The organism is Limosilactobacillus caecicola (assembly GCF_943192935.1).
In the GTDB taxonomy this organism is placed as follows: Bacteria; Bacillota; Bacilli; order Lactobacillales; family Lactobacillaceae; genus Limosilactobacillus; species Limosilactobacillus caecicola.
On sequence record NZ_CALPCI010000003.1, the window covers coordinates 220,008 to 246,320 of the forward strand.

The following is a 26,313-nucleotide window of genomic DNA, read 5'->3' on the forward strand; positions in this document are numbered from 1 at the left end:
TTTAATAGTAACACAATCGCTTTGGAAGCTCACTGGTCTGCCGAAAAATTTAATCACTAAGATTTATTTACTTTTTGGTCACACTTTCTTCACAATCTATTGCTAGTATATAAATCGTAGTAGAAAACAACTACTACAGATTAACCGAAACCGATTATTTTTCAATTACTCCTCCCAATAGTAACCGAAAAATACTCCTTTACGAAATCTTCCCCAAAGATATTCGTAACGAAAGTCGTGGTCCTCCCAAGCCACGGCTTTTTCTTTTGCTTTTGTTGATAGTTAAAGGCCCGCAACCGTTTGGTTACGGGCCTTCTTGCTATTTCTTGGACTTTTCTTTGCCGTCAGACTTTGCATGGTGATCATTTTTTTCACCATCAATTCCCTTTGCAGAATGGAGTGGGCGGGCAAAAATCATCCGCCCTGCATCCGTCTGCAGAGCACTCGTGACTTCCACCTCAATCTGTTCGTTCATGTAGTAGCGGCCATCTTCGACCACCACCATCGTCCCATCGTCGAGGTAGGCCACCCCTTGTTGCCGTTCCGTCCCCTTCTTGACAACGGTCACTTGCATGCGTTCACCAGGGATAACCCGTGGCCGGAGTGACTTCGCCAGGTTATTGATGTTTAAGACTTCCACGTTTTGGAACTGAATCACCTTGTTCAAATTCCAGTCGTTAGTAACAATGACCCCGTCAACCTTCTTGGCCAATGCAATCAGCTTACTATCAACCTCTGGAATATCTTCAAAGTCACCATCATACATTTCAACCGGCACGATTTTTTCTTCCCGTAATTTATTCAAAATATCTAAACCACGGCGTCCCCGCACTCGTTTGATACTTTCACCAGAATCGGCAATGTATTGTAATTCGTAGAGGACAAAGTTTGGTACCAGCAGAGTCCCTTCCAAGAAACCCGTTTTGACCAGATCATAAATCCGCCCATCAATTAAAATGTTGGTATCCAAAATCTTGTAGTGGTGGTAATTAGCATCTTGTTGTTTAATGACATCGCCAGATTTACCAGGTTCTTCCTTAGTTCCCCGCTTCGGGCTTAAAATATTTTTCCAATCATCTAACCGCGTCGTCCCAATACGAAAACCAAAGTAACTAAAAATAATCATCAGCAGAATTGGAATGATATTGTTAACAACCGGAATGTGGGTCCGCCACAACGGAATTGAAATTAAAATTGCTAACACTAAGCCGATGATCGTTAATAAGGCCCCGAAGAAGAGGTACAGGGGGCTCTTTTGGGTCAGGTAATCTTCCACCCGTTGGACAACTTGCATCACCCACCGGAGGGTCGCCAGGGACAGTAACCAAAAAATCACGCCCCCGATAAAAATATCTACAATGACCATTAAGATGGAATTATATTGGACCCCAATGGTTGGCCACAGTGGCGGTAAGTAGTAATACCCGATTGCGGCCCCAAAAATGGTAAATAATAATCGAACAATTCCTTTACGCATCAAATTCCTCCTTTCACTGAGTTATGCTAATGCTAATTTTAAGGTTTCGCTAATGGTCGTCACCCCAATGATTTGAATATTCTTGGGTGGCTCCCAATTTTGCAAGTTATTTTTCGGGATAAACACCCGCTTAAAGCCTAATTTGGCGGCTTCTGCGACCCGTTGTTCAATCCGGTTGACCCGCCGAATTTCACCAGTTAAACCAACTTCACCGATAAAGGCATCCGTCGGCCGGGTCCCCTTATCGCGGTACGAAGAGGCGATCGCCACCGCAATCGCTAAGTCAATCGCGGGTTCATCCAATTTCACCCCACCAGCAGCCTTCAAATAGGCATCCTGATTTTGTAACAACAGATTAGCCCGCTTCTCCAGCACCGCCATGATCAGTGAGACCCGGTTCCGGTTTAAACCGGTGGCGGTCCGTTGGGCATTACCAAAGACCGACGGGGTGATCAACGCTTGAATTTCGACCAGGATTGGACGAGTTCCCTCTAAAGAAACCACGACAGCCGAACCAGTTGCGTCCTTGAGGCGTTCTTCCAAGAAGATCTCCGACGGGTTGGCAACCTCCTTCAGCCCGGTACTATTCATCTCAAAAATGCCCAGCTCGTTGGTGGAACCAAACCGATTTTTCACAGAACGGAGGATCCGGTAGGTGTGGTGGAGGTCCCCTTCAAAATAGAGAACCGTATCCACCATGTGTTCCAAAATCTTGGGGCCGGCTAAGACCCCGCCCTTTGTCACGTGACCGACAACAAAGACGGTGATGTTCTTGCCCTTAGCAATCTGCATCAGTTGAGCAGTCACCGCCCGAATCTGGGAAACGCTCCCGATGGCGGAGGTAACGTCAGTTGCCTGCATCGTCTGCACCGAATCAATCACGACATATTCCGGATTCATCTCGTCGATGGTTGCCCGAATACTGTCCATATTGGTTTCTGGATAAATGTAAAAGTCATCACCCGAAACGTTCAGGCGCTGGGCGCGCATTTTAATCTGGTTGGCACTTTCTTCTCCAGAAACGTAGAGGACTGAATGTCCTTCCTGGCTTAGCTGACCGGAAACCTGGAGTAACAAGGTTGATTTCCCGATTCCGGGGTCACCACCGATGAGAACCAGTGAACCGGGAACAATGCCGCCACCCAGGACGCGGTTTAATTCCGCCAGTTTGGTTTTCACCCGGGGGGTCTTTTGGGTATCAATCTCATTGATTCGTTGCGGTTTGGCAACGATCCCCGTTAAAGTAGTGGTCGTGGTGTTCGGCTGTTTAATCGTGGATTGATCCACTTCCTCCACTAACGTATTCCACTGACCACAATTCGGGCAGCGTCCCAGAAACCGTGGTGAAATATAACCACAATTTTGGCAAACAAAGTGTGTTTTGGCCTTTGCCATTCTTCAATTCCCTCTTTATTTCTTGGTTGAGCCGAAGCCACCGGCGCGGTCAGCCTGGGGTGTTTGTTCATCATCGGCTGTCAGATAAGGCACAAAGATCCCTTGAGCAATGCGCTCCCCTTTTTTAATGTGGTAATCGGTTAAACCGTAATTAATTAGCTGAACAAAAATTTCGCCCTCGTTAGCCGGGTTATCGTAATAATCAGCATCGATAATTCCGACCCCGTTTGGCAGGATCAAGCGGCGCTTTAACGGCCCGCTGGAGCGGTTAAACAGCATCAACACTTCATCCGGTTGCATATACGCCTTGATTCCCGTCGGCACCAAGTATGGCTTCAAGCTTGCGTCACCCTGAGTAATATCATCCGCGGTGAGTGTGTCCTGGTGATGAAGTTTCCATAAAGTTTTCAGAAAATTTCCTTTCCAAATGGAAGGCAAGACAAAATCCTCTGAAGCGGCAAAATCATATCCCGCTGCTTGTTTCGTTTGGCGTTGTGGTAATTGTAAGCCATCATGCGCCTTTGCTGAAACGATTTTAAAGCCCCGTTTCATTATTTTCACCTCGTTTAAAGTATTATCTTTAATTGTAACATGAAGTCCGCTTGACTTTTATTACTAAAACGGTAACAATTTACTTTGCAAAAGAGTTATTCAGAAGGGAGGATGGCGGCGCAATGCAGTTTACTATCAAAGGCAACCAAATCGTTGCCACCACTGATGATGGTCAGTGGGCCGGTGACGTCACTTTTCCATTTGTCGACCAGGCTAACCAGCGCGTCGTTGTCGAACGCGTTTTTGTGGTGCCTGAATTCCGGAATCACGGCCTCGCCGCTCAATTAATGGACCAGTTCGTGCAATTGGCGGAGCGCAAGCATTGGGTAGTTAAAATCATGTGTCCCTATGCCAAGCGCTACTTTAAACTGCATTCTGAGGCGCAAACCGTCCTTTTGCCGGAAGATCGTTTTTAATAAAGGAGATTATCAGATATGGATCAAAATAAATTAAAGGCCCAAGTTGGCCAAGAAGCCGTCAAGTACATCGAGGACGGCATGATTGTCGGTTTGGGAACCGGTTCAACCGTTCGTTACATGGTCGATGCCCTTGGCGAACGGGTCAAAAATGAAGGGTTAAACATCGTTGGGGTAACGACTTCTAACCGGACAACCGAACAAGCCGAAAGCCTGGGCATCACCATCAAAAACATTGATGATGTCGACCACATCGACCTCACCATTGATGGTGCCGATGAAGTCGATGACGATTTTAACGGAATCAAAGGGGGCGGTGGCGCCCTGCTTTGGGAAAAGATCGTCAACAATGCTTCCACCAAAAACATATGGATCGTGGACCAATCCAAGTTGGTTCCCCGGATTGGTGACTTTGGGGTGCCTGTCGAAGTGATTCCGTTTGGTGCCCAACACGTCTTCAATGCCTTTGAAAAGAAGGGTTACAACCCACAATGGCGGATGGATGGTGACCAAAAGTACCGGACCGATGAAAAGAACTTTATCATCGACTTGAAAGTCGGCCAAATCAAGGACCCCCACGCCTTAGCGGAAGACCTGATTCACACCGTTGGGGTGGTTGAACACGGGCTCTTCTTAAACCGGGTTGATGAAGTCATCGTTGGTCGTGACAACGGTCCGGAAGTTTTACACGCTCATCATTAATTAAGATTGGATCGCCAGTGACCGCTGGCGATTTTTTGATAGAACCACTTTGGAGGAATCGCGATGGAAGAAAATACGCACAAAATGTTAGCTGGTCAGCCCTACGATCCAGAGACAACGGAATTATCACAGTTCCAACACCTTGCTCACGGGTTATGCTTAAAATATAATCAAATTCCCGATACCGAAGGAACAAAACGGCAGGAAATCCTAGACCAGTTGTTTCCTAATCATGGGCAATCGCCCTATATTCAGGGGCCCCTGCAGGTTGACTATGGTCGGTTCACGACCCTCGGTAACAATTTCTACGCGAACTTCAACCTCACAATTTTGGATACCTGTCCCGTCACCATTGGTGACAACGTGATGTTTGGCCCCAACGTGAGTTTGATCACCGCCACTCACCCACTCCGTTGGCAACAACGCAACCCACACCAGGAAACGGACGGGTCATTCAGTAGTCTCGAACTTGGCAAACCGATCCAGATTGGGAATAATTGCTGGTTTGGTAGTAACGTCACCATTTGTCCAGGAGTGACCATCGGTGATGGTTGTGTCATCGGGGCCGGTGCCGTCGTGACCAAGGACATGCCAGCTGATTCGCTAGTTCTCGGTGTGCCCGCCAAGGCGGTCCGCAAAATTACGGAAGCGGATCATTTGTCTTCCTACCCCTACTAGTTAAATACGGTATAATAGTGATTAATCATTTTTGAAGGAGTGACTTTGATGAGTTTTAAAATTACCACAGCTGATTTAAACGACTTCGCACACGACTATGAGCAGCACCCCGCCGCCAGCGTGATTGAAAACGCGGTGACCACCAATGGGGTGCGCAACGCCAGCTTTAATTGGCACGCCATCGCAGATGACAATCCCGTTTTCTCAATTGACCTGGCCACCGGTGATGTTGCTGACCAAAAGCAATCCGGGCGTTGCTGGATGTTCGCTGCTTTAAACACCATGCGACATGAAATGCAACAAAAGTTTAACTTACCGGATAATTTCGAACTATCCCAATCCTACGCCTTTTTCTGGGACAAGTTTGAAAAGGCCAACTGGTTCTACGAAAACGTGATTAAGACCGCTGACCTCGACATTGATGACCGGAAAGTGGCCTGGTTAATGGAGACGCCACAACAAGACGGTGGGCAATGGGACATGCTCTGCGCTCTGATTGAAAAATATGGGGTTGTGCCAAAGGCGGCCATGCCCGAATCTTACAATTCCAGCCGGTCCAACGAAATTAATGCCGTGTTAAATAACCAGTTACGCCATGACGCCGTAATTTTGCGGAAGTTGGTTCAAGAAAACGCCAGCGAAGACGAACTGAATAGTAAACGTAAGGAAATGTTGAACACCGTCTACCGGATGCTCTCCTACGCCTTTGGTCAACCGATCACCAAATTTGATTTTGAATACCGAACCAAAAAAGAGAAAGAATACCACCGCGATGCGGACCTGACTCCACAAGAATTCTTTAAGAAGTACGTCGGCTGGAACCTGGATGATTACATTTCCATCATTCAGGCCCCAACTGCGGATAAGGAATACGGCAAAACCTACACGATCGACATGTTAGGCAATGTTGTGGGCGGTCGCCAGGTTAAGCATCTGAACCTCTCCATGGCTGATTTCAAGCAACTCGCTATTGACCAACTCAAGGGTGGTGAAAGTGTCTGGTTTGGCTCCGACGTAGTGAAATACTCCAACACCAAGCACGGTTTAATGGCCTTGAACACCTATGATTATGAAAAGTTATTCGATACTGACTTGGAGATGACCAAGGCTGAAGCATTAGACTACGGTGAAAGTATGATGGACCATGCCATGGTCTTAACCGGGGTTGACCTGGTGGATGGTCAACCAACCAAGTGGAAGGTCGAAAACTCCTGGGGACCAAAAGTCGGTACCAAGGGCTACTTTGTAATGAGCGATGCCTGGATGGATAAATATTGTTACCAAGTAGTGATTAACAAGAAGTACTTAAGCGCTGACCTGCAAAAGGCCGCTGCCCAAGAACCAATTGTGCTCAAGCCATGGGATCCAATGGGAACCTTGGCTTAAGTTAAACGCAAGAATTATAAAAAGAAGAGGCTGAGTTTTGTGGCTCAGCCTCTTCTTTACTTTAAATGGCTTTTTCAACAGCAGTATTCACTGCCTGCCGTTCCTGTTTAACCAGTTCGACCCGACTAGCGATCATCTTCGTATCCATCTTGATTTCCCGAGTTAGTCCTGGAGTATTGACTTTCGGTGCAAAGAAATCTTTAAATTCTGCTAACCGGTCTGCCGTATGGAAAACTCCGGCAGTCACCGTGATAAAGGTGGCAAATTCCATGTCACCACCCACCGTTGCTTCCAGCCAGCTCCACTGGTCCCGAAGCCAATCCCAGGCCAATTGTTGACCCGCATCATTAGCGAGAACCCCACGGTACCAGGCACGCAAGTCTTGGGGCTTGATGAAATCGGCATTTTCAAACCCTTGAATCAATTTCGTAAGCAATTCTGGATCCGTGGTCTTCGTCACGGCCGCGCAGAGGTCCTGTTTGAGGCTTGGATCAGTCGTTTCACGATAGGTGGTCGTTAACTGTTCAAACAAGTCCGCGTTACCGTAATTGGCAACTTCATTTTGCAAAATGGCGGGACGCACAGCGGCCGGTAATTCCGCCAAACTCTTGGCTTGTTGGAACAATTCGTGGGCCTTGGTCAATGCCGCCTCATTCTTGGCGTACAATGCGGCATTGACCACGATTGGCCGTGTCAGTTGGTCGTCATTGCTTTCCCCAGCGACTGGTTGCCACCCCAACCGGGCCACTTGGTCACGGCTCAATTGGTCAAAGAACTGCCGCAAATTGGTTTCCAAGCCGGTCCCAGGGGTGACGAATTTCTTCAGTGAATTGGCAATCTGGTACAAAGCCGTATTCACAATCGCGGAATGGCTGTCCTTAAAACGTTGCAACAGCGGTACCAATGCTGCATAACTTATTTGGCGACCTTCGGCCAGGAGCCGCAGGTCTTGCAAGATTTGCAATTGACTGATGTGATCCAGTAATGCGCCATGGTCCAGAATATCGTTCAGCAGTGTTTCATCATACTTCACAATGAAGTGTGAGTTATTGCCAACGTTTAAGCGGAATGGAACCCCATTTTGGGCACGCAATTGTTGGTAATCACCAAGGTCTAAATCAGCGGTTTTCATAATTTGCGGAGCAGCATAGTTGGCGTTCAACGGAATTTGCCAGAGCCGCCCTTGATCCTGCCCTTCACCAATAAAGAATTGTTGTTGGTGCAACTTGAGGTGACCATCAACAACGCTTGCTGAGACAACTGGGTAACCAGGTTGGTTCAACCAAGAGTGCATAATCTCGCCAATGGCCATGCCGGAGGCCTTTCCCAGGGCATCCCATAAATCATCACCCCGGGCGTTGCCATATTGATGGTCAGCAAAGTACTGCTTTAATCCCTGCCGCAACGCTTCGTCGCCCAGGAGGGAGCGAACCATTACTAACATCCGGGAACCCTTCGCGTAGACAATCGCGCTATCGAAAATCGAGTCAATTTCGGCCGGACTTTCGACCGCCACGTGGACTGGTTGGACACCATCTGTCGCATCACGTTGCAGTGCCATCGGAACTTCTGAAGTCTGGAACATTTCCCAAACCTTCCATTCTGGATGAATCGCATCAACTGACAGGTATTCCATCATGTTGGCAAAACTTTCGTTTAACCAGAGGTCATCCCACCAGTTCATTGTAACCAGGTCACCAAACCATTGGTGGGCCAATTCGTGGGTAATCACGGTTGCCACTAATTCTTTATTATCCAGGGTGGTGTTATCAGGATCTAATAGCAAATAGGCTTCCCGGTAAGTTACTAGTCCCCAATTTTCCATCGCCCCAGCCGAAAAGTCAGGCAACGCTAATTGCCAAGAGTGTTCAAGTGGGTATGGGGTTTGGTAGAAGTCTTCGTAAAATTCAATGGCCCGTTTAGCAATTGCCAACGCAAAATCAAGTTCCTTTGGCTGGTGGGCCTTGGTGGCAAAGACGCCAATCTGAACACCACTCTTCGTGGTGGTCAGTTTCTTTTGAAGGTCACCAAAGGCAAAGGCGATCAAATAAGTTGACATCTTGACCGTTCGCTTGAAGTAGTGAACGCCAGCTTCACACTTTTCTTCCGGCATGTTGGCAATGATCGTTTCCCCCGGTTGTTCGTCATATTTAATGGCGAGGTCGAAGGTCGCCTTGGCGGCCGGTTCGTCCACACACGGGAAGGCTTGCCGGGCTGCCGTGGTTTCAAATTGGGTCCCGATCAATTCCTTCTTCTGCCCAGCCACCTGATAATATGATGGGTAAATGCCCATCATACTATCGGTCAGCGCTGTATGATAGGTGATTTTAACATCCGTTACCCCTGTTTCAGGAACCGTAATGGTGATGGTTTCTTGATCGTCATCGACCGTAAATGGGACATCCTGATCAGCGACCTGGACTTTATCAACTTGCAAATACTTTTGGTTGACCATGATCTGGGGTTGCTTCGCGTCACCCGTAATGGTGCTGACTCCCTTGATCGTCTTTTGTTGACGATTAATGTCTAAAAATACCTGATAATTGCTTGGTGCAAAAGTTTCTACTAACCGTTTTGCCATTTTGCCATCTCCTATTCTGCCGTCGTCGGCTGTTCGATTGGTGCTAAGAATTCTTTGGCAATGTCATAGATTTTTTGGCTCCAAAAATCACGTTCGTGGTTGGCGCCCTTCACCCGGTAAGCCGTCACTTGAGCACCTTGTTTTTGTAATGCCTCGTACATTTCCACCATTTGTTGGTACGGAACGACTTGGTCAGCGTCACCATGCATCAGTAAAAATGGTGGATACGTTTGGTCAGGCTTGATTTGGTACAGCGGGCTCATTTGCCGTTTCAATTCGTCCCATTTCTTGGGGTCGTGACCAAACAAGCAGTATTGTAAAACGTCTGAGCCAGGAACCTTGGCGGCGTGTTTAAACGTCGCAATGACGTCCGTTGGTGCAAAGCAGCTGATCACCGCGTTCACACTATCGGATTGGTCATGATATTCGTCAGTTTGGTACCGGGGGTCATCACCAGTTAATGCAACCAGTAAAGCCGCGTTGGCTCCGGAAGAGGTGCCCCAAATGGCCACCCGGTCAGGATCAATATCGTATTTTGCTGCGTTCGTACGAAGAAAGCGGATCGCCGTCTTGACGTCCTGCAAGAATGCGGGGAACGGATGACCATCTAAGGAATTCCGGTGTTGGACGGTAGCGACTACGTAACCAGCCTTCACAAATTGAACCAATTGTGGGATTTTTTCTCCCATCGTTGGGCGCCGCCAGGAACTTCCCTGCACAAAGACGATCAGTGGGTGGGGCTGACTAGGCACATCCGCATACCGTTGTGACCACGGTGCCAGGATGTCCATCTTTAGGCCTTCACCATCCACGGCCGAATAGACCACGTTTTCGATTAGCCGGACCTGGCCCTTCATTGTGGGATTGTTGTTAATTTCATGAATTGGCATCTTAATTCTCCTTCAGTATTTCTTTATCTAATAAGTGGAGGCGGTGATCAAAACGATACACGATCGGCTGCCCGTTCGGCACCTCTACCTGGTCAATTTGGTCATCCGGAATTTTTTCGAGGTACTTGACCAGTGCCCGCAAAGAACTCCCGTGGGCCACGATTAATTGATTGTGGCCATCTAATAAGCGGGGCGCCACTTGATCTTGCCAGTATGGCAAAATGCGCTGTAAGGTCATCTGCAAGCTTTCACTCAGTGGCTCTCGAACCCCCAAGCGATCGTAACGGCGTTCATGCTCCCGATGGGTTAATTGTGGTGGAATTTCGGTATACCCACGTCGCCAACGGTGGAGCGTTGCAGCACCGACCTGCGCTTTGACGGCCGCCTTATTTTGCCCCGCCAAAGCACCGTAATGACGTTCGTTGAGCCGCCAGGTTTTATGCATGGGAATGTATAACTGGTCGATCTCTTCAAGAACGATATTCGCCGTCATAATTGACCGGCGCATATAGGAAGTATGGACATCCGCAAATTGATAACCTCGTTGAGCCAGTTCTTGACCGACAAGGTGCCCTTGCTGAATTCCCTTTGCCGTCAACGGTGAGTCACTCCAACCAGTAAACACGTTGTCTAGGTTCGCCTGACTTTGTCCGTGGCGGACGATCACTAACGTTGCCATTGCTCTTTCCCCCTTCAATCATGTTCCTATTTTACCACCACCAACCGGCTTTTTCTCTGGAGGCACAAAAAAGGACGATGACTTTCGTCATCGTCCTGAGTAGTGCGGCCAAGAGGATTCGAACCTCCACGGTCTAAACGACCACAAGATCCTTAATCTTGCGCGTCTGCCAATTCCGCCATGGCCGCATCAACAAATAGTATCATATCAAAAATACCACTCGTTGACAACTCTTTTTTTATTTTAATTCTTTTTCCAACCGAAACCTGCCCCCGCACCGCGCACAATGGTACCGCCGTACATTAAAACGACGTTGACGAGGCAATAATACCCCACAACCTTGGCACCGGTAAAGGTACCGAAAACGATGTTGGTGACGCGCCTTACTCGTTGGCGGCGCATAGCGTGAACCCCCGACTGCCTGCAGTAATTGTTTAAAATCCCGGTCCCGGTGGCGGTAACCAGCACCGGCCAGTTGAAGATGATAGTGGCATAATTCATGAAGAATCACCTGACGCAGGTTTGCCTCGTTAAATTCCTCTAACATCAGTGGATTGATATCAATGTGATGATCGCTTAAGTGATAGCGACCACCGGTCGTTCGTAAGCGCCGGTTAAAGACTGCCTGGTGCTTGAATGGCCGCTGAAAATGCTGTAGCGACAGTTGTTCCGTTAATTGCTGCAACTCTGCGTTGGTCATTACTTACCACTACCTGGTTCAATCATCGTTAATTGGATTCGCTGCCGATCATGATCAACGGACATGACCCACACGTCAACAATATCACCAACGGCAACGACTTGCCGCGGATCCCGAATGAACTTCTTCGTCAGTTGTGAGATGTGGACCAGGCCGTCATGCTTCACACCAATGTCCACGAAAGCCCCAAAATCGACGACGTTCCGGACGGTCCCCTGCAACTTCATCCCGGGTTTCAAATCATCAATCGTCATGACATCCGTCCGCAATAATGGTGCGGGCAGGGAATCACGCAAATCACGGCCCGGCTTTTGCAAGTCAGCAATGATGTCCTGAACCGTTTCGACCCCGTGTTGGTCATCCACAAACTCTTCAATCGCCAACTTTTGTAATTGTTGGTTTGCCGCTGCACTCCCGATTTGGTCAGGAGCAACCCCCGCACTCGTCAAGATCTCCTTGGCGAGCGCATAACTTTCGGGGTGAATATCGGTATTATCGAGTGGGTTATCCCCACCAATAATGCGTAGGAAACCCACTGCTTGTTGATAAGCTTTCGGTCCGAGCCGCTTAACTTTTTTCAGTTGGGTCCGGTTAGTATAGGCCCCATTTTCATCACGGTATTGCACAATGTTCTTGGCAATGGTCGTCGATAATCCAGAAATGTAGGTTAAAAGCTGATAGCTGGCCGTATTGAGGTTGACCCCAACCCGGTTAACCGCCCGCTCAATCACGGTGGCTAATTCATTTTTCAAATCCGTACTTGGCAAATCATGTTGGTATTGTCCAACCCCAATCGCTTGAGGATCAATTTTCACCAGTTCGGCTAATGGGTCTTGCAAACGCCGGCCAATACTAATGGCACTCCGTTTTTCGACGGGTAATTCTGGAAATTCATCCCGGGCATCCTGACTAGCAGAATAGACTGACGCTCCAGCTTCGTTCACAATGACGTAATAAACGGGGCGATCAATCTTCTTAATGGCCGCGGCCACAAATTGTTCTGATTCACGACTCGCGGTCCCGTTCCCGATCGCAATCATTTCCACGTGATATTGATTTAGCAAGTCAATGAATTGTCCTTCCGCCAGCGCCCGGTCCTTTTCAGGAGCTGGCTTGTGAGGATAAATCACGGCCGTCGTCAGTAGCTTACCGTTAGGATCCATGACCGCTAACTTACAACCGGTCCGGTAGGCCGGGTCAAACCCCAACACCACCTTGCCCTTAATCGGTGCCTGCATTAGCAAGTTATACAGGTTTTCACCAAAGACCTTGATGGCCTGTTCGTTTGCCGCGTCAGTTAGTTGCCGCCGAATTTCTCGTTCAATGGCTGGTTGCAAGAAGCGTTTGTAAGCGTCGGTTGCTGCGTCAGTAATGAACTTCGTGGCCACGTTTTCAGCATGTGAACCAATCAGTCGAAATTGCAGGTAATTCAAGACCGTTTGCTCATCTGAAACGACGCTGACCCGAAACACCTTTTCTTTTTCACCCCGGTTGATCGCTAACGTCCGGTACGACGTCATCTCTTTCACCGGTGACGAGAAGTCGTAGTATTGTTGGTAAACCTTGAGTTCGTCCTTTTCTTCACCATTCTTCTTTACAGCCGTGTGGACTTCACCATGGTTGAGAGTGTAGTTCCGTAGCCAGCCCCGCACGGAAGTCATTTCGCTAATCGCTTCCGCTAAAATTTCGTGGGCTCCTGCTAAAGCATCTTCGGCAGTCGCAACATCATCATTCACAAATTCAGCTGCCTTGTCAGTCAGGTCAGAAGCAGGATACGTTAATAACCAGTTAGCAAGTGGCTGGAGGCCGTGCTCACGAGCAACTTGGGCCTTGGTCCGTCGCTTTTGCTTATATGGCAAGTACAGGTCTTCAACAGTTGGTAGGCCCTCAGCCTGCAAAATTGCGGTCTTGAGTTGTGAGGTCAGCTTACCCTGTTCTTCAATACTTTTAATGACGGATTGCTTCCGCTCGAAAAGTTCGTTGGCCTTGTGGTATTGTTCCTGGATCCCCTGCAATTGAACTTCGTCTAAGGTCCCAGTCATTTCCTTCCGGTACCGGGCAATGAACGGAATCGTGTTCCCTTCATCCATCAATTTCAATGCCGTCTCGATTTGGTGCGGCTTTAATTCGGGCAATGCGGTCGTTACCGCATTGATTACGCTTGTTTCCATACTTTCTCCTACTCGTTATCTTTCCACCAGGTATCGACGGGGCTAACTGGCAAGTGCCGTTTATGCCGCGTCTTTATGTACCAGCTTTCAATCTTTTGCGCCGCTTCATCACTGACGGTGTGACCTTCCAGGTAGTCATCAATGTCGTGATAGCTCACCCCTAAGGCCTGCTCGTCAGGCAATGCGGGACGATCTTCCTCCAAGTCGGCCGTCGGTGTTTTTTCATACAGTCGGGCCGGCGCATTCAAATACTCCAATAAGGCCCGTCCCTGCCGCTTATCGAGTTGGGATAATGGCGTTAAGTCGGCCCCGCCATCGCCAAATTTGGTATAAAAACCAGTCACTGCCTCTGCAGCATGGTCGGTCCCAACAACTGCACCCCGGTGTTCGCCAGCAATCGCATACTGCACAATCATCCGCTCCCGGGCCTTGATATTGCCCTTATTAAAGTCAGAAATCGCCTGGCCACCATGATTCAATTCCTGCACCATCGCATCCGTCGCCGGTTTGATATTCACCCGCATCGTCTGATCAGGATGAATAAAATCATTGATCGCAAACATCGCATCATCTTCATCCGCCTGTTCTCCATACGGCAAGCGAACCGCAATAAATTGATAGCTGTCGTCATTGGTTTTAGAACGAAGATTTTCCACGGCTAATTGACTCAGCCTGCCGGCTAAGGATGAATCTTGGCCCCCGGAAATCCCTAAAACCAGCGTCTTCATCCCCGTTGTTGTGAGGTAATCTTCAATGAATTTCACCCGGCGCTCGACTTCGCCTGCCGGATCAATTTGTGGGCGCACTTGCAAATCATTAATAATCACGGATTGTAATTTTCGCATCATTGTGACCTCCTAATGTAGTTTCCGGACTTCTTCATGCACTTCTTTAATCATCTTCATCTTGTTGTCATAACATTTTTGGGACAGGTCAACGGGATAAACTTCGGGATTCAGGTCCCGCTTGTATTCATCCCACAGCTTATCCAGGTGCCGTTGCCGGGCCGCCCGAATGTCATCGAGATCTGGTTCTTGATAAACCTGTTGACCATCCACAAAGATATCCTGCAGAAGGGGCCGGGCTTCAAAATCATCGACCGTTTTATTGAGGAAGGTGTAGTTGGGATCAAACATGAAGAGGGAATCCTCTTGACGTGGATCTTCGTCAGCCAGGGTGACATAATCTCCTTCACTCTTGCCGTCCTTGCGATCCGTAATTCGCCAGACTTGATGTTTCCCCGGCGTTGACATTTTAGCAGCGTTGTTAGAAAGCTTGATGGTATCGACCATCTGGCCGTTTTCGTCTTCAACTGACACCATCTTGTAAACGGCCCCCAACGTTGGTTGGTCATAGGCCGTAATTAACTTGGTGCCGACACCCCAAACGTCAATCTTGGCCCCCTGCATTTTCAAATTCGAGATGGTTTTTTCATCCAAATCGTTCGAAGCAATAATTTTAGCATTCGGAAAGCCCGCATCATCTAACATGGTTCGAATCTTCTTTGAGAGGTACGCCATATCTCCAGAGTCGATCCGCACCCCAACAAAGTTAATCCGATCCCCCATTTCCCGGGCCACCCGGATGGCCGTTGGCACCCCACTCTTAAGGGTGTCAAAGGTGTCCACCAGGAACACACAATCATGGTGCGTTTCTGCATAGGCTTTAAAAGCATCGTAATCATTCCGGTAGGTTTGTACGAGGGCGTGGGCGTGCGTTCCAGAAATTGGAATCCCAAACAGTTTCCCAGCCCGGACATTACTGGTAGAATCAAAGCCCCCAATGTAGGCTGCGCGGGTGCCCCAGAGGGCGGCATCAAATTCTTGGGCCCGCCGGGTACCAAATTCCATCACCGTTTGGTCACCCACGACGGACTTAATCCGGGCCGCCTTCGTTGCCACCATAATTTGGTAGTTAATGATGTTTAAAATTGCTGTTTCCACCAGTTGGGTTTCTAATAGGGTGCCTTCGACTTGGATAATGGGTTCGTGGTTAAAGACTAATTCCCCTTCCGCCATGCTCCGCAAGTGACCCTGGAATTTAAAATTAGCTAAATAATCCAGGAAGTCATCATTAAACTGGTGCGTGGACCGTAAATATTCAATATCACTCGGGCTAAACCGGAGTTGATTGACATACCGGATGAGGTGGTCAAGCCCCGCAAAAACCGCATAACCATTTTCAAAGGGCATTTTCCGGAAAAAGGCTTCAAACACCGCCCGGCGGTCGCCGATTCCTTCTTGCCAATACGTTTGCATCATCGTCAATTCATAGGCGTCCGTATGCAAGGCTGGACTATCATCTGGGTATAAAAACTTCATGATTTTCTCCTTCAAATAAAAATAACAGCCGGTCAGTAACATCCCAGCTACTGCTTTGGCTGTTATGATGAAATCGTTATTTTTCTAGAACAAATTCAAACCGGTTGCCGACGTATTGGGTATGGACATACTCAAACGGGCGACCATCTTGTAAGTAAGAAATTTGCGTCATCCGCAACAGCGCGTCACCGCGGCGAATGTTCAAATATTCCGCAATTTTTTCGGTCGCATTGGTGGCGGAAACCTTTTGGATCGCGTGCCCAGGATAGAGGTTCGCCTTTTCAGCTAAGGTTCGGTAAAAAGAAGAGGTTACCTCGTCCTTACTAAAGTTGGTAATTAGAGCTGCAGGAATGGTCGCCACTTCAAAACAGATCGGCACTCCGCTACCGTAACGGACCCGTTCCATTCGAAGGACCCGTTCACCAGGTGCCAACTTGAGCTTTTCCGCTTCGCTTTCTGAAGGGATTGTGAAGTGATAAGACAGGGTCTTACTCGAAGGAACCTTGCCAATTGCCTGCATCAACTCAGTAAAGCTGGTGACACCGGACATCTTTTCCTGCACCTTCCGGTTGGCCACAAACGTTCCTGAACCAACCCGGCGTTCCAAAACCCCTTCATCAACTAAAGTTTGGATTGCTTGGCGCAACGTCATTCGGCTAACCCCAAAATCCGTTGCTAGTTCCCGTTCAGCAGGAATCTTTTGACCAACGTGCCACTTTCCATTTTCAATATTGGAGCGAAGTTGGTTATGAATCTGGATATAGACTGGTGATCCCATACTCTCATTCCCCCTCGTAAAACTTTAGCCCTAATTCTAACACGAAAAGCCCACTTTATTGACGTTGATATTGGGCATAATATTCATCAACCAAATCTAGCATGTCTTGGGCAATCCGGTGGTAATCTTGAATGGTTAAATTAGCCAGTGAAACGCGCACATTTCCTTTTTCAGCACCAAATGCGGTCGCATCCATAATGACAGTCCCAAATTCCACCGCTAACCGGTAGGTAAAATCAAGGTAGTTGTAATGATTCTTGAAATAATCTGCGAAATCACGATTATAGCGTTCCGCCATGAGCCGGTAAATATCGACTAACGTATAGTAGTGAGTATTTTCCGCGGTTTGGTCCGCCGATAATCCCAATGTTTGCCAGAATTCGTTGTACCGGTCAGTGACGATCTGCCGTGACGTCTGCACGTAGGCGTCCCCTTCTGGTTCTCGTAAATTCGATAAGGAGAACATGTCCATCATAATCTGCTGAGGAGCTGACAACCCAGCCGTATGGTACAAACCAATCGCCCGGCTATCGGCCACCATCCGATCAATAAATTTCATCTTGTGGGGGTCCGTAGCCACAATGGAATACCGTTCTTCATCCAATTCGTTCAGGTGTGAATTTAAGAGATTTTCGTAAATTAACCGGTCGCAAACGTTGTCCCGGTGCATACAAATCAAACCGAGCCGTTCCCCTGTGGCCCCGTATAGTTTGGAGAACGAGTAAACCAGGATGGTATTGTGGGGTGCCACCGCAAAGATGGACTGGTAGTCTGGTGAGAAGGTCCCGTAAACGTCATCCGTGATAATGATCAGATTAGGATTGGCCTTCAGAACCTCTTTAAATTTCGCCAAGTTTTCTGGGGTAATGGCCCTGGCTGTCGGGTTCGTTGGGTTAACCGCAAAGAACGCTTTGACTTTTGGATTTTTGAGTTCTTCGAACTGTTCATCCGTCATTTGCCAATTATTACTCCGCTTCGTGGTCACGGTTTGGACATTAAAGTCGTACTCGCTCAAGACCGGAATTTGCAGATATGGGGTAAAGATCGAGGAATTAACCACCACCGTATCCCCGGGATATAAAATGTGGGCACTGTGCAGTTCTTGAAAAATATAAACCATCGCTGCGGTCCCACCCTCAGTTGGGAAAATGTCGACATCGTCGGCTAACTGGGTATCCTTAAAGCAATTTTTTTGCAAATACTGAGCGAGAATTTTTTCGGTATACGGTAAGCAACGCGGTGGGTATGGATAGTGATCACCAAGGGCGCCATCCACCAATTCGTACATAAAGGCGTCCCGATCCTGAAAATCAAGCCGCTCAGTTGCCGCTTCAATGACCCGCCGTAAAAAACGGTCCCGGCGAGAATCATCATCGAGTGCTGCCATGACCCGGTCGTACAATCCGGTCTGTTTGACATCACCGGCCATTCCAGCGTCGTGTTGAAAAGTATTTTCCGCCTCTTCAACGCCAATTTCCAGTAACCGTGAGAATGCTAGCCGGCCAGTGGTTTCAATCCAATTGGGGTTGCCTCGACCACCGTTGACCACGGAATTATGGCGCAAATTTTGTTTGGCCAACTTTTTGAAAATCGCCGCAATTTCAAAGTTGGATAATTGGTCGAACTGAGCGACTTTTGTATCATCTACTTCATCAAAAATTTGTAAATCAGCTGTCATTTTTGGAAGTCCTTCCCGAATAATTCATCAGTATCGTTATTAGCCACCTTTAATTATAACAAATTGGTGTACACCACGTCACAATTAGCAATCCTTTTTTCCATAAAGAAAACGGGGCTGGATTAGCCAGTCCCGTTTTGCTTTGGTCTAGTTATAATCAATTTTGGTTAAATGGGTCCCAAGTATACTTGGCCCGGGCACCACCAATTAATTTTGGCCGTGACCGGAGGTAGGTTGTGTGCGCCTTGCCGACTTCCTTCACTGAAGTCCGAACCGGAATTTGCACAAATTTGACCTGCATCCCAATGGAAGTATCGCCAATATCCATCCCCGCCTTTGCTTGGAGATGTTCTACTTCAACTGGGTCCTCAAAATTTTCAAAGGCCGCAATTTGGCCTGCCCCACCGGCATGAATTTGTGGATAAACCGTCACGATTTCTAAGCCATATTGCTTAGCAACCTCCCGTTCAACCACTAAGGCCCGGTTCAAATGTTCGCACCCCTGCACAGCAAGGTGAATGCCCAGGGGCTTCAAAATTGAAATGATTTCTTTGATAATGGCCCGGCCAATTTCAATATCAGAATCTTTCCCGATATGTTGCCCTTGCACTTCGCTGGTACTCAGACCGACTACAAAAAGGTCGCCCTTTTCGAGGTTGGCCTCCTGGAGCAATTCAGTTAGACCGGTGCGCACCTCAGTCCGATATGTCTCCAATTCCTCTGTCATCGTATCGCCCTTTCCTTTCATAACTGTATAAATTTATTATAAAGACAATCATAGGAAAACGCTAGCAAATACCGTATGACAAAGTTCGCAAAACGTCGAAATTTAGATTGTTAGCTTTTGGATGGCTTGGAGCCACTCTTGGGTACCACTATCTAAGTGGTGATCAATCGGAAACGGAACCATCCCCAATAATGCGGAAACTGCCGACCATTTGACTTGGTTTCCATCACTGATGGCTAGCTTCATTTTCTTGGTTAAGGGCGTTGCGGCCGCCGGTGACAACTTACTTTGCAGGGTCGTCAGCCGAATACTTTGACGAGCCAGTAAAGCAATTAGCCCTTGGTTTAAATCTTCCTGACTAACCCAATTTTTAACGATCAACGGTTTTGCCAAGGGGAGTGCTGGTAACTCCCGCCGCAGAAAATGATCGAGTACGGGCCACTGCTGACTAAGCTGGTAGAAAAATTGCCAGGGCACTCGTGAAGCAACGTACTGGAGGGTTAACCGCAGTGCCGCTTGAAAATCAAAGTCACGTTCCTGTAAACGTGGTATGAACTCTTGCAAAAAACGCTGAATACTTTCTTGATCGACTTTGGCAAGCTGTTTTCCACTAGTCAGGCGAAACCTGACAATGACAAAATCAGTCACCATCGATGGCTCAATGGTCCGTTGGGAACCACGAGCTTTGGTTCCGCGACGTTGGTGAAGTTGTTTAGCCATTTGGCGCCGTTCTTGGCGGGCATACTGACCCTGTTTTGGCATAATCTTCCCTCCTCGTTGGTCAAACAAAAAAGCCGCCACTAAGTGACGACTTGGACAGTTGGGCTAGCTGGATTCGAACCAGCGCATGACGGTACCAAAAACCGTTGCCTTACCGCTTGGCTATAGCCCAATAATAAAATATGGAGGAGGGTGGATTCGAACCGCCGAACCCGAAGGAACGGTTTTACAGACCGTCGCGTTTAACCAGACTTCGCTACTCCTCCGTGAGGTCTGTTGTTGTTTACTAACAATCAACATATATTATAATACACAACTCCCCTCTCTTTTGCAAGCCCCTTTCCGGACTTTTTTTACAAAATGTCCAAAAAATTTTTTCACAAAAAAGAGGCTGAGTTTTCCCTCAACCTCTCCTAATTAACTCCTTCCATTAAACGGTGAATCCGTTTAACGAGGAAACACATTAAAATCCCAAAGACAACGCTAACCAGGCCGACTGCTAAGAAATATGGCACTTCCGTGGCCGATGAATAGTACTTAACAATTTGAGCGTTCACTGCCTGCCCAGCAGCATCCGCTAAAAACCACATACTCATCATTTGCGATTGAAAGGCCCGTGGCGCTAACTTAGTCGTGACAGACAAACCAATTGGTGAAATCAGCATTTCAGCAATTTCAACAATGAACCAGGAACCAACTAACCAGAACGGGCTCACGCGGCCACTCGTCGTTCCATGAATAATTCCCGGTAAAGCCATCCAGACATATGAGAGCCCGGCAATAATCAGTCCGGCAGCAAACTTACCGGGAGCACTCGGTTGCTTCTTCCAATGATCCCAGAGCCAAACAAAGAATGGGGTCAGGATCATAATAAAGACCGGGTTTAAAGTTTGAAAGTTAGCAGCCGCAAAATGCCAACTACCAATGTGCAGAATGGTCCGTTGTTCGGCAAAGAGGGCCAAAACGACGGAACCGGATTCTTCAATACCCCAGAAAATTGCTGCGGCAATAAACAAGGGAATGTAAGCCCAAACTCGTGAGCGTTCTACCTTGGTGACCTTCCGGCTATTTAGCATCATGACAAAATAGCCAATTGGCAACAGTACCGCAATTAAAGTGATCAGGCTGATAATGTTGGTGATATTTAAGGCCCGCATTGCTGCCATCAGGGCAATGATGATGGCAAGGACCACAACCACTACTACCGACCAAATGATCACCGGACGGAGGGCTTCTTGGTCAATCGGATCGTTGGGGTACAAGCTATCTTTGGAAAGGTACTTGCGGCCTCCATAGTAATATTGGATCAGGCCAAAGAACATTCCGATAGCCGCCAAGGAAAAGCCGGCATGGAAATTCATTTCATTACCAAAGAGATGGAACCCAAAACCATTGGCAGCCCAAGGAACGGCCCATGGCGCAACTGCCGCCCCTAAGTTAATTCCGAACACAAACATGCTAAAACCGGCATCACGCCGCTTATCCTCAGGAGTGTACAAGCTCCCGACCATGTCAGAAACGTTAGGCTTTAAAAGGCCAGTTCCGGCCACGATGAGGGCGATGGAGACGTACAGTGCCGTCAGCCCGAATGGTAACGACAAAGCAATATGCCCCAGCATAATCAGGACACCACCGATAAAAACGGTCCGTCGCGATCCCCAAACCCGATCAGACAGCCACCCACCAACGACGCTTGATAGGTAAACGAGTGAACCATAGATGGACATCACTGAGGCCGCCGTCGCCTGGTTCATTCCTAAACCACCACGGCTAATCGCATAGTACATGTAAAAGAGCAGAATGGCTCGCATACCGTAGTAACTGAACCGTTCCCACATTTCGGTAAAGAACAAGGTTGACAGTCCGCGTGGCTGGCCAAAAAAGCCCGTGTCAAGGTTCTTTTCTGTATGCATCTAATTTCCCCCTAATTAAAAAATTGCGCCCAAACGACGCATAATTAGATTAAGATTAAAGTTTTATTTGAGAACCATAATAGCTTTATTAGTATACACCCTTCAATCGGAAACGCAAGCAAAAAAGCCTCAAGAAAGTGAATTTCATGAGACTAATTCCTGATAATTGTTTGATTTAGCTTAATATTGTGACGATCCTCAGGGAACGACGATTCTTAGTGATTATTGAGCCATTGTTGAACTTGACTACTGATGCTATTCCAAAGTTGGCCAAAGCCGTTGTTTTTCAACTTTTGAATTTCACTATCGGCATTATCTGGATTTTGGGCAATATTTTGGGCCGCTTGCGTCACTTGATTCAAACGGGTTTGGTTGTTTTGACTCAAGCCACTCCGCAGTTGTTCATTCTGTTGTTCAATGTGACTGAGTTGATTTTGGAGTGCTTGTTGATCATGATCCTGTTGGTATTGCTTAACGGCACCACGTAAAGCCGCCACCTGTTGAGCCAATGTGGCATTATCACCCTTCAACGAAGAAATGCTACTAGAGTTCTCCGAAATTTGGCTGCTTTGTGAGGCGTTATTGGCCTGTTGAGCTTGCCGGTTTTGACAAGATCGAATACCGAATATGCAACAGATAATGAGGACCACAATGATTGCCAGAATCAACCATTTCTGCCGATGATTGTTTGGTTTGGTCCCCTGGACATTGGTTTGCGTTGCCTGTGACCGTAGTTGAGCGACGTGAACAGTCCCCTGACTTTTCACCACATTGCCCTGGTCATCTTCAGCCACAAAGGTTACTTGATAATCACCAGCTTGGGTGACGTTGACTGCCTTCGTCATCACAATGACATCCGCGTTGACTGCCTGACCCTGTTGGTTAACAACTTGAACACCAAATGCATTTTTCAACTCGCGATCATCAATGGCCTTCCCCAGGGGCCAATCAACCTGTGATTGGCGAAGCTGGATCCGTAATTGGTTCTCCATTTCAATACTCCTTAATGTTCCAAAATCGTTCTACTCTATAAATTATATCATTATTTCTTTCCGTCATTGAAAGGCAAAATAATGCGCTGTTCGAACCAGTGGTGATTAGAACTACGATCGTTCACCGCCAACGGGTATTTTCCCAGAATGAGCCGTAAATTGCGTAGCCCAATATGGTGATTCGTCCCGAGGGTAAAGGCTGTCCCCTCATCAAGTTTTTGCAAGTCGACCTGCTCATTTTTGGTGCTATTGCCGACAATAATAAATTGCGCATTTTCGTTTTCATAGAGCGTCAGATTAATTTTCTGTTCGGCCGACTAGCTGGCTGCGTGGATCGCATTATCCAGCAAAATGGCCAACACCCGAATGGCATCAATCTGGTCCAACGACTTGGTTAAATCAATTGGTGCAACAATTTCTAGTTTGACGTTTAAATCATGTTTCAAGGCTTGATTAATTTTGCCATAAACGACTGCTTTGATGCCGGAATTTTGAATATTTTGCAGTTGACCGATCATTTGCGTCGGTAAGTTAATCAGTGAATCCGTTGAACTGGTTAGCTGGTCCAATGATTGCTGCGCATATTCGATTTGATTGGTATTCAAAGCACTTTTGAGACTATAAAGGATATTTTTGTAATCATGCTTGAACCGCCGCATATCATCATATAAAACTTCTAGTTCACTAGTGTAGCTTTCCAAATTTTCCAGGCGAAAATTAGTTGCATTTAGCTGATTTTGCAAGGTCACGATTTTTGCGTAAATGTACAAAATTAATAGTGATAATAAATAGTAGCCCGTGGCCACGACCAGCACCGCTAAATTAAGATCGCTGACGTGGAGTACTCCACTTAAGAGGTGAGGATTATACTGAAACACGTAAAAGAGGTAACTGAGCGGTAAAAATAACAAAAATAGCAGATAACTAATGGTGCGTTGCCCCGCTAAAATGACCGCAAAATATCTTTGCAAAATGGGCTGTGATAATCTGATGATTATCAAGGCGAGCAGATAAATGATTGGCACTAAAACAAAGTAAACGAGAGCACTAGTTTGTGGCATAGCCCCAACTAGCCATCGCGCCCCAATTAAGCCAAGATAAGAGGCATAATAATAAATTAGCATTGTGGCACCAAATTTAGCCACAATTGAGGAGAGGTGTTCCTCATTAGGATTGCTAAAATAATAAACCGCAGCGATCGCACCAAAAGTTACAATTAGGTCGTTTAAAAAGAGGTTCGGTTGAAAGAACACAAAGATAACGGCCAACGTCAGATAGAATGGCCAACGGAGCCGTGTTTTAGCAACGTGACGATAAGTCCCCCAAAACAAAATTGTATAAAAAATGCTCACCTTAATAATATAATTCCAAAGATAGGATTGACTTGGGGCCTGAATGAACGGATTATTAATATTAAAAAATGTCATTAATGATTCTCCAAAGAAAGGTTATTTAATCAAGGATGGAAAAACTTAGTAAAACTTGTCCACACTGTGGTAAATTGAATTCGATTCACGAAACTAATTGTACAAATTGTGGCGCTCCATTACCACAGTCAGGCGAAAAAATTATTGGGTATACCCAACCTAAATCAAAACGGTCGGTCGCGGTGACCTTTATCTTACTCGCCATCGTTTTAATCACCGGTGTCGTTGCGATTTCCATAAAACAAAACCAGGAAATTTTGCGAACTTCATCAGTCAATGTCGTTCCATTTAAAATCAAATTTTTTAACCAACACAATCGGTTAGTCATGGTTCGCTACATTAAAGGAAAAAGTCGGACATCGAAAAATGGCTATGCCACAGGCACAATGGTGGTAACCAAACAATTAAAGGCAACGCATAGTGATGTAGTGTCATATGAGGACAGCCGCGCCAAAAAACGCTGGTGATTAATGCTTCACCAAAAATGACCTTTTATTATAATACTCGCTATGGAAAATTTAATGACTTCGGTCGGTGTCGGGTGGCAGGCTACCCGCAAATCAAAAAATTCCAAATGATTAAATTGGATTCTGGAACCCATTAATCTTTACGATTTAATAACGTTAGTAACTGTGCAACCTTCAATCGCGAGAGCGGTAATCCATCTTTGACGTCAGCAAGCTTTACTTTGTGGTCATGAGTGTTGATTTCTTCAACTTTTTTCAAGTTGATTAAACAACGCCGGTGACAACGGAAGAAGTTTGGTGACTCTTTTTCTAATTGGTTCAATGTTCCATGAATCGTAATCTGCCGATTACCAGTTAAAAACAAGAGGGCTTGGTGTGAATTCCGTGGATTGGGCATCATATACAAGATATTATCAATACGCACCTTAGTGTACCCGGTGACAGTCTTCAACAGGACCGATGGGTAAGGCACCTGTTCGATCTTATTTTGAACGGTCGTAAACGCCCTGATCAAATGTTCCTGAATATTGTCCTTGTCTTTAGCAATAAAATCAAGCCCTTCAACTTGGTATTGATAAGTAACCGGCATTAACTCATCATGAACCGTGATAAAAATAATCGTCGCGCCAATATCTTGTTGACGAATCGTTTTACTAAGTTTTAACCCCGCCTGAGGATCACCGTTAACTTCAAGATCTAATAAGTAAACATTGCTGACACTCGGTGCTGGCAAATGCTTTTCCAGATCTTCAACCTTGGAATAAGAATTCAGACTATTAATCTTAAAATGATGTTGGGTCGCAATTTCATTAATCATCTTCTCAAGATTGACTTGTTCGATCCATTCATCTTCCAATATCAATAAGTTCACATGATAACCTCCTTAGTAAGGACTATTAATTATTATAATAGTAGATTATATTCATAAACATCATCATTCTCTGCATACTGCGCGTTTAGAAATTAAAAAACGCAGTGAGTATTCACCGCGCCAAACAATTGATAGTAACCTAACTGACTCCGTATGTATATAACATAATAATTGCTAATATCTACAGATTAACCATGCCGTCGAATATCAATTGAATAATCTTAATTTCTCCCAGGTATCATTTTATCATTGAGTGTGCGCAAAAGATATTATTTCAGCTAACTGCGTTATTTTTCAGTTACGGTCACCCATTGAATTGTATTTTTGATTACAGACACAATCTTGACATACAAAACCACAATTTTTACAAACTGTGTGTCTGAAATTGTGTCTGAACAACCATTTACATCTATTCAAGAGCATTCACATTTCTTCATAACCAACTAAAAAAGCCTTCATATTAGTGTTCGTTAAACACTAATATGAAGGCTTTTAAATACTGATAAAGTATTACTAATGCCAACTAGAGGAGTCGAACCTCCGACCTTCTCTTTACGAGGGAGATGCTCTACCAACTGAGCTAAGTTGGCAAAATAAAAAGGAAATGCTGATCGGTTACAGCATTTCCTCTCAGCAACTGCGAATGTCGGACTCGAACCGACGACACCCTGATTAACAGTCAGATGCTCTACCAACTGAGCTAATTCGCAATAACGCGTGGCAACGTCCTATCCTCGCAGGGAGCGATCCCCCAACTACTTTCGGCGCGTTGAAGCTTAACTTCTGTGTTCG

The 26,313-nt window shown here is 46.6% G+C and carries 24 protein-coding genes and 5 tRNA genes; 5 read left to right on the forward strand and 24 right to left on the reverse strand.

Annotated features, from left to right (window positions below):
- Window positions 1-319 precede the first annotated feature (319 nt).
- The 3 genes from NFR43_RS06265 to NFR43_RS06275 are packed head-to-tail and all read right to left on the reverse strand — an operon-like array spanning window position 320 to window position 3,424.
- Window positions 320-1,477, reverse strand: coding sequence for a PIN/TRAM domain-containing protein (locus NFR43_RS06265; RefSeq protein ID WP_251547545.1), 1,158 nt, complete (start codon window positions 1,475-1,477; stop codon window positions 320-322).
- Window positions 1,478-1,498: 21 nt separating this feature from the next.
- Window positions 1,499-2,872, reverse strand: coding sequence for a DNA repair protein RadA (gene radA / locus NFR43_RS06270; protein ID WP_251547547.1), 1,374 nt, complete (start codon window positions 2,870-2,872; stop codon window positions 1,499-1,501).
- Window positions 2,873-2,887: 15 nt separating this feature from the next.
- Window positions 2,888-3,424, reverse strand: coding sequence for a dCTP deaminase/dUTPase family protein (locus NFR43_RS06275; RefSeq protein WP_251547549.1), 537 nt, complete (start codon window positions 3,422-3,424; stop codon window positions 2,888-2,890).
- Window positions 3,425-3,546: 122 nt separating this feature from the next.
- On the opposite strand from NFR43_RS06275, the gene NFR43_RS06280 reads away from it, so the two are divergent.
- From NFR43_RS06280 to NFR43_RS06295, 4 genes are all read left to right on the forward strand, one after another.
- Complete coding sequence (locus tag NFR43_RS06280) at window positions 3,547-3,840, forward strand: GNAT family N-acetyltransferase (protein WP_251547551.1); 294 nt, start codon at window positions 3,547-3,549, stop codon at window positions 3,838-3,840.
- 18 nt (window positions 3,841-3,858) lie between these two features.
- Entirely contained in the window at window positions 3,859-4,542 is a 684-nt protein-coding gene (rpiA, locus tag NFR43_RS06285) for a ribose-5-phosphate isomerase RpiA (RefSeq protein ID WP_251547553.1), read from the forward strand.
- A gap of 63 nt (window positions 4,543-4,605) precedes the next feature.
- Complete coding sequence (locus NFR43_RS06290; protein ID WP_251547556.1) at window positions 4,606-5,220, forward strand: sugar O-acetyltransferase; 615 nt, start codon at window positions 4,606-4,608, stop codon at window positions 5,218-5,220.
- 48 nt (window positions 5,221-5,268) lie between these two features.
- On the forward strand, window positions 5,269-6,606 hold the full coding sequence (locus NFR43_RS06295; RefSeq protein WP_251547557.1) for a C1 family peptidase: 1,338 nt from the start codon (window positions 5,269-5,271) through the stop codon (window positions 6,604-6,606).
- A gap of 61 nt (window positions 6,607-6,667) precedes the next feature.
- On the opposite strand, the gene NFR43_RS06300 is transcribed toward NFR43_RS06295, so the two are convergent.
- The 18 genes from NFR43_RS06300 to NFR43_RS06380 all read right to left on the reverse strand — a co-directional run bounded on the left by NFR43_RS06300 (window position 6,668) and on the right by NFR43_RS06380 (window position 24,183).
- Complete coding sequence (locus NFR43_RS06300; RefSeq protein ID WP_251547559.1) at window positions 6,668-9,187, reverse strand: M1 family metallopeptidase; 2,520 nt, start codon at window positions 9,185-9,187, stop codon at window positions 6,668-6,670.
- A gap of 11 nt (window positions 9,188-9,198) precedes the next feature.
- Window positions 9,199-10,077, reverse strand: a complete 879-nt coding sequence (locus tag NFR43_RS06305) for an alpha/beta hydrolase (protein WP_251547561.1) — start codon at window positions 10,075-10,077, stop codon at window positions 9,199-9,201.
- A 1-nt stretch (window position 10,078) separates the two neighbouring features.
- The gene (locus NFR43_RS06310; protein ID WP_251547563.1) at window positions 10,079-10,756 is read right to left on the reverse strand and encodes a 2,3-bisphosphoglycerate-dependent phosphoglycerate mutase; all 678 of its coding nucleotides are present in this window, start codon (window positions 10,754-10,756) and stop codon (window positions 10,079-10,081) included.
- Between the two features lie 103 nt (window positions 10,757-10,859).
- Window positions 10,860-10,944, reverse strand: a tRNA-Leu gene (locus tag NFR43_RS06315).
- Between the two features lie 50 nt (window positions 10,945-10,994).
- Window positions 10,995-11,456 carry a SprT family protein gene (locus tag NFR43_RS06320; protein WP_251547565.1) on the reverse strand — a complete coding sequence of 154 codons (462 nt, stop codon included), beginning with the start codon at window positions 11,454-11,456 and terminating at the stop codon, window positions 10,995-10,997.
- A complete protein-coding gene (locus NFR43_RS06325) occupies window positions 11,456-13,627 on the reverse strand; it encodes a Tex family protein (RefSeq protein ID WP_251547567.1) in 2,172 nt (723 codons plus the stop codon). Before NFR43_RS06325 ends, NFR43_RS06320 begins: the two co-directional genes overlap by 1 nt.
- An 8-nt stretch (window positions 13,628-13,635) precedes the next feature.
- A complete protein-coding gene (gene nadE, locus NFR43_RS06330; RefSeq protein WP_251547606.1) occupies window positions 13,636-14,472 on the reverse strand; it encodes an ammonia-dependent NAD(+) synthetase in 837 nt (278 codons plus the stop codon).
- Between the two features lie 12 nt (window positions 14,473-14,484).
- Window positions 14,485-15,948: a nicotinate phosphoribosyltransferase gene (locus tag NFR43_RS06335; protein WP_251547569.1), complete on the reverse strand. Its 1,464-nt coding sequence runs from the start codon at window positions 15,946-15,948 to the stop codon at window positions 14,485-14,487.
- A gap of 76 nt (window positions 15,949-16,024) precedes the next feature.
- Window positions 16,025-16,726 (reverse strand): GntR family transcriptional regulator, encoded by a 702-nt coding sequence (locus NFR43_RS06340; protein ID WP_251547571.1) that lies wholly within the window; start codon window positions 16,724-16,726, stop codon window positions 16,025-16,027.
- A 55-nt stretch (window positions 16,727-16,781) separates the two neighbouring features.
- Window positions 16,782-18,404, reverse strand: a complete 1,623-nt coding sequence (locus NFR43_RS06345) for a bifunctional aspartate transaminase/aspartate 4-decarboxylase (RefSeq protein ID WP_251547573.1) — start codon at window positions 18,402-18,404, stop codon at window positions 16,782-16,784.
- Between the two features lie 157 nt (window positions 18,405-18,561).
- Window positions 18,562-19,131, reverse strand: coding sequence for a TIGR01440 family protein (locus NFR43_RS06350; RefSeq protein ID WP_251547575.1), 570 nt, complete (start codon window positions 19,129-19,131; stop codon window positions 18,562-18,564).
- A gap of 102 nt (window positions 19,132-19,233) precedes the next feature.
- On the reverse strand, window positions 19,234-19,893 hold the full coding sequence (locus tag NFR43_RS06355; protein WP_251547577.1) for a hypothetical protein: 660 nt from the start codon (window positions 19,891-19,893) through the stop codon (window positions 19,234-19,236).
- Window positions 19,894-19,951: 58 nt separating this feature from the next.
- Window positions 19,952-20,023, reverse strand: a tRNA-Gln gene (locus NFR43_RS06360).
- Between the two features lie 11 nt (window positions 20,024-20,034).
- Window positions 20,035-20,117, reverse strand: a tRNA-Tyr gene (locus NFR43_RS06365).
- 147 nt (window positions 20,118-20,264) lie between these two features.
- Window positions 20,265-21,764, reverse strand: coding sequence for a peptide MFS transporter (locus tag NFR43_RS06370; RefSeq protein ID WP_251547579.1), 1,500 nt, complete (start codon window positions 21,762-21,764; stop codon window positions 20,265-20,267).
- A gap of 215 nt (window positions 21,765-21,979) precedes the next feature.
- Window positions 21,980-22,756 (reverse strand): DUF5011 domain-containing protein, encoded by a 777-nt coding sequence (locus NFR43_RS06375; RefSeq protein ID WP_251547581.1) that lies wholly within the window; start codon window positions 22,754-22,756, stop codon window positions 21,980-21,982.
- 50 nt (window positions 22,757-22,806) lie between these two features.
- Entirely contained in the window at window positions 22,807-23,058 is a 252-nt protein-coding gene (locus NFR43_RS08575) for a GHKL domain-containing protein (protein WP_407658143.1), read from the reverse strand.
- Window positions 23,059-23,073: 15 nt separating this feature from the next.
- Window positions 23,074-24,183, reverse strand: a complete 1,110-nt coding sequence (locus NFR43_RS06380) for a sensor histidine kinase (protein ID WP_251547583.1) — start codon at window positions 24,181-24,183, stop codon at window positions 23,074-23,076.
- A 35-nt stretch (window positions 24,184-24,218) separates the two neighbouring features.
- Between NFR43_RS06380 and NFR43_RS06385 the strand changes: the two genes are divergently transcribed.
- Window positions 24,219-24,650, forward strand: a complete 432-nt coding sequence (locus NFR43_RS06385; RefSeq protein ID WP_251547584.1) for a zinc ribbon domain-containing protein — start codon at window positions 24,219-24,221, stop codon at window positions 24,648-24,650.
- Window positions 24,651-24,783: 133 nt separating this feature from the next.
- On the opposite strand, the gene NFR43_RS06390 is transcribed toward NFR43_RS06385, so the two are convergent.
- The 3 genes from NFR43_RS06390 to NFR43_RS06400 all read right to left on the reverse strand — a co-directional run bounded on the left by NFR43_RS06390 (window position 24,784) and on the right by NFR43_RS06400 (window position 26,231).
- On the reverse strand, window positions 24,784-25,521 hold the full coding sequence (locus tag NFR43_RS06390) for a response regulator transcription factor (RefSeq protein WP_251547585.1): 738 nt from the start codon (window positions 25,519-25,521) through the stop codon (window positions 24,784-24,786).
- Window positions 25,522-26,038: 517 nt separating this feature from the next.
- Window positions 26,039-26,111, reverse strand: a tRNA-Thr gene (locus NFR43_RS06395).
- Between the two features lie 47 nt (window positions 26,112-26,158).
- Window positions 26,159-26,231, reverse strand: a tRNA-Asn gene (locus tag NFR43_RS06400).
- Window positions 26,232-26,313: the final 82 nt, after the last annotated feature.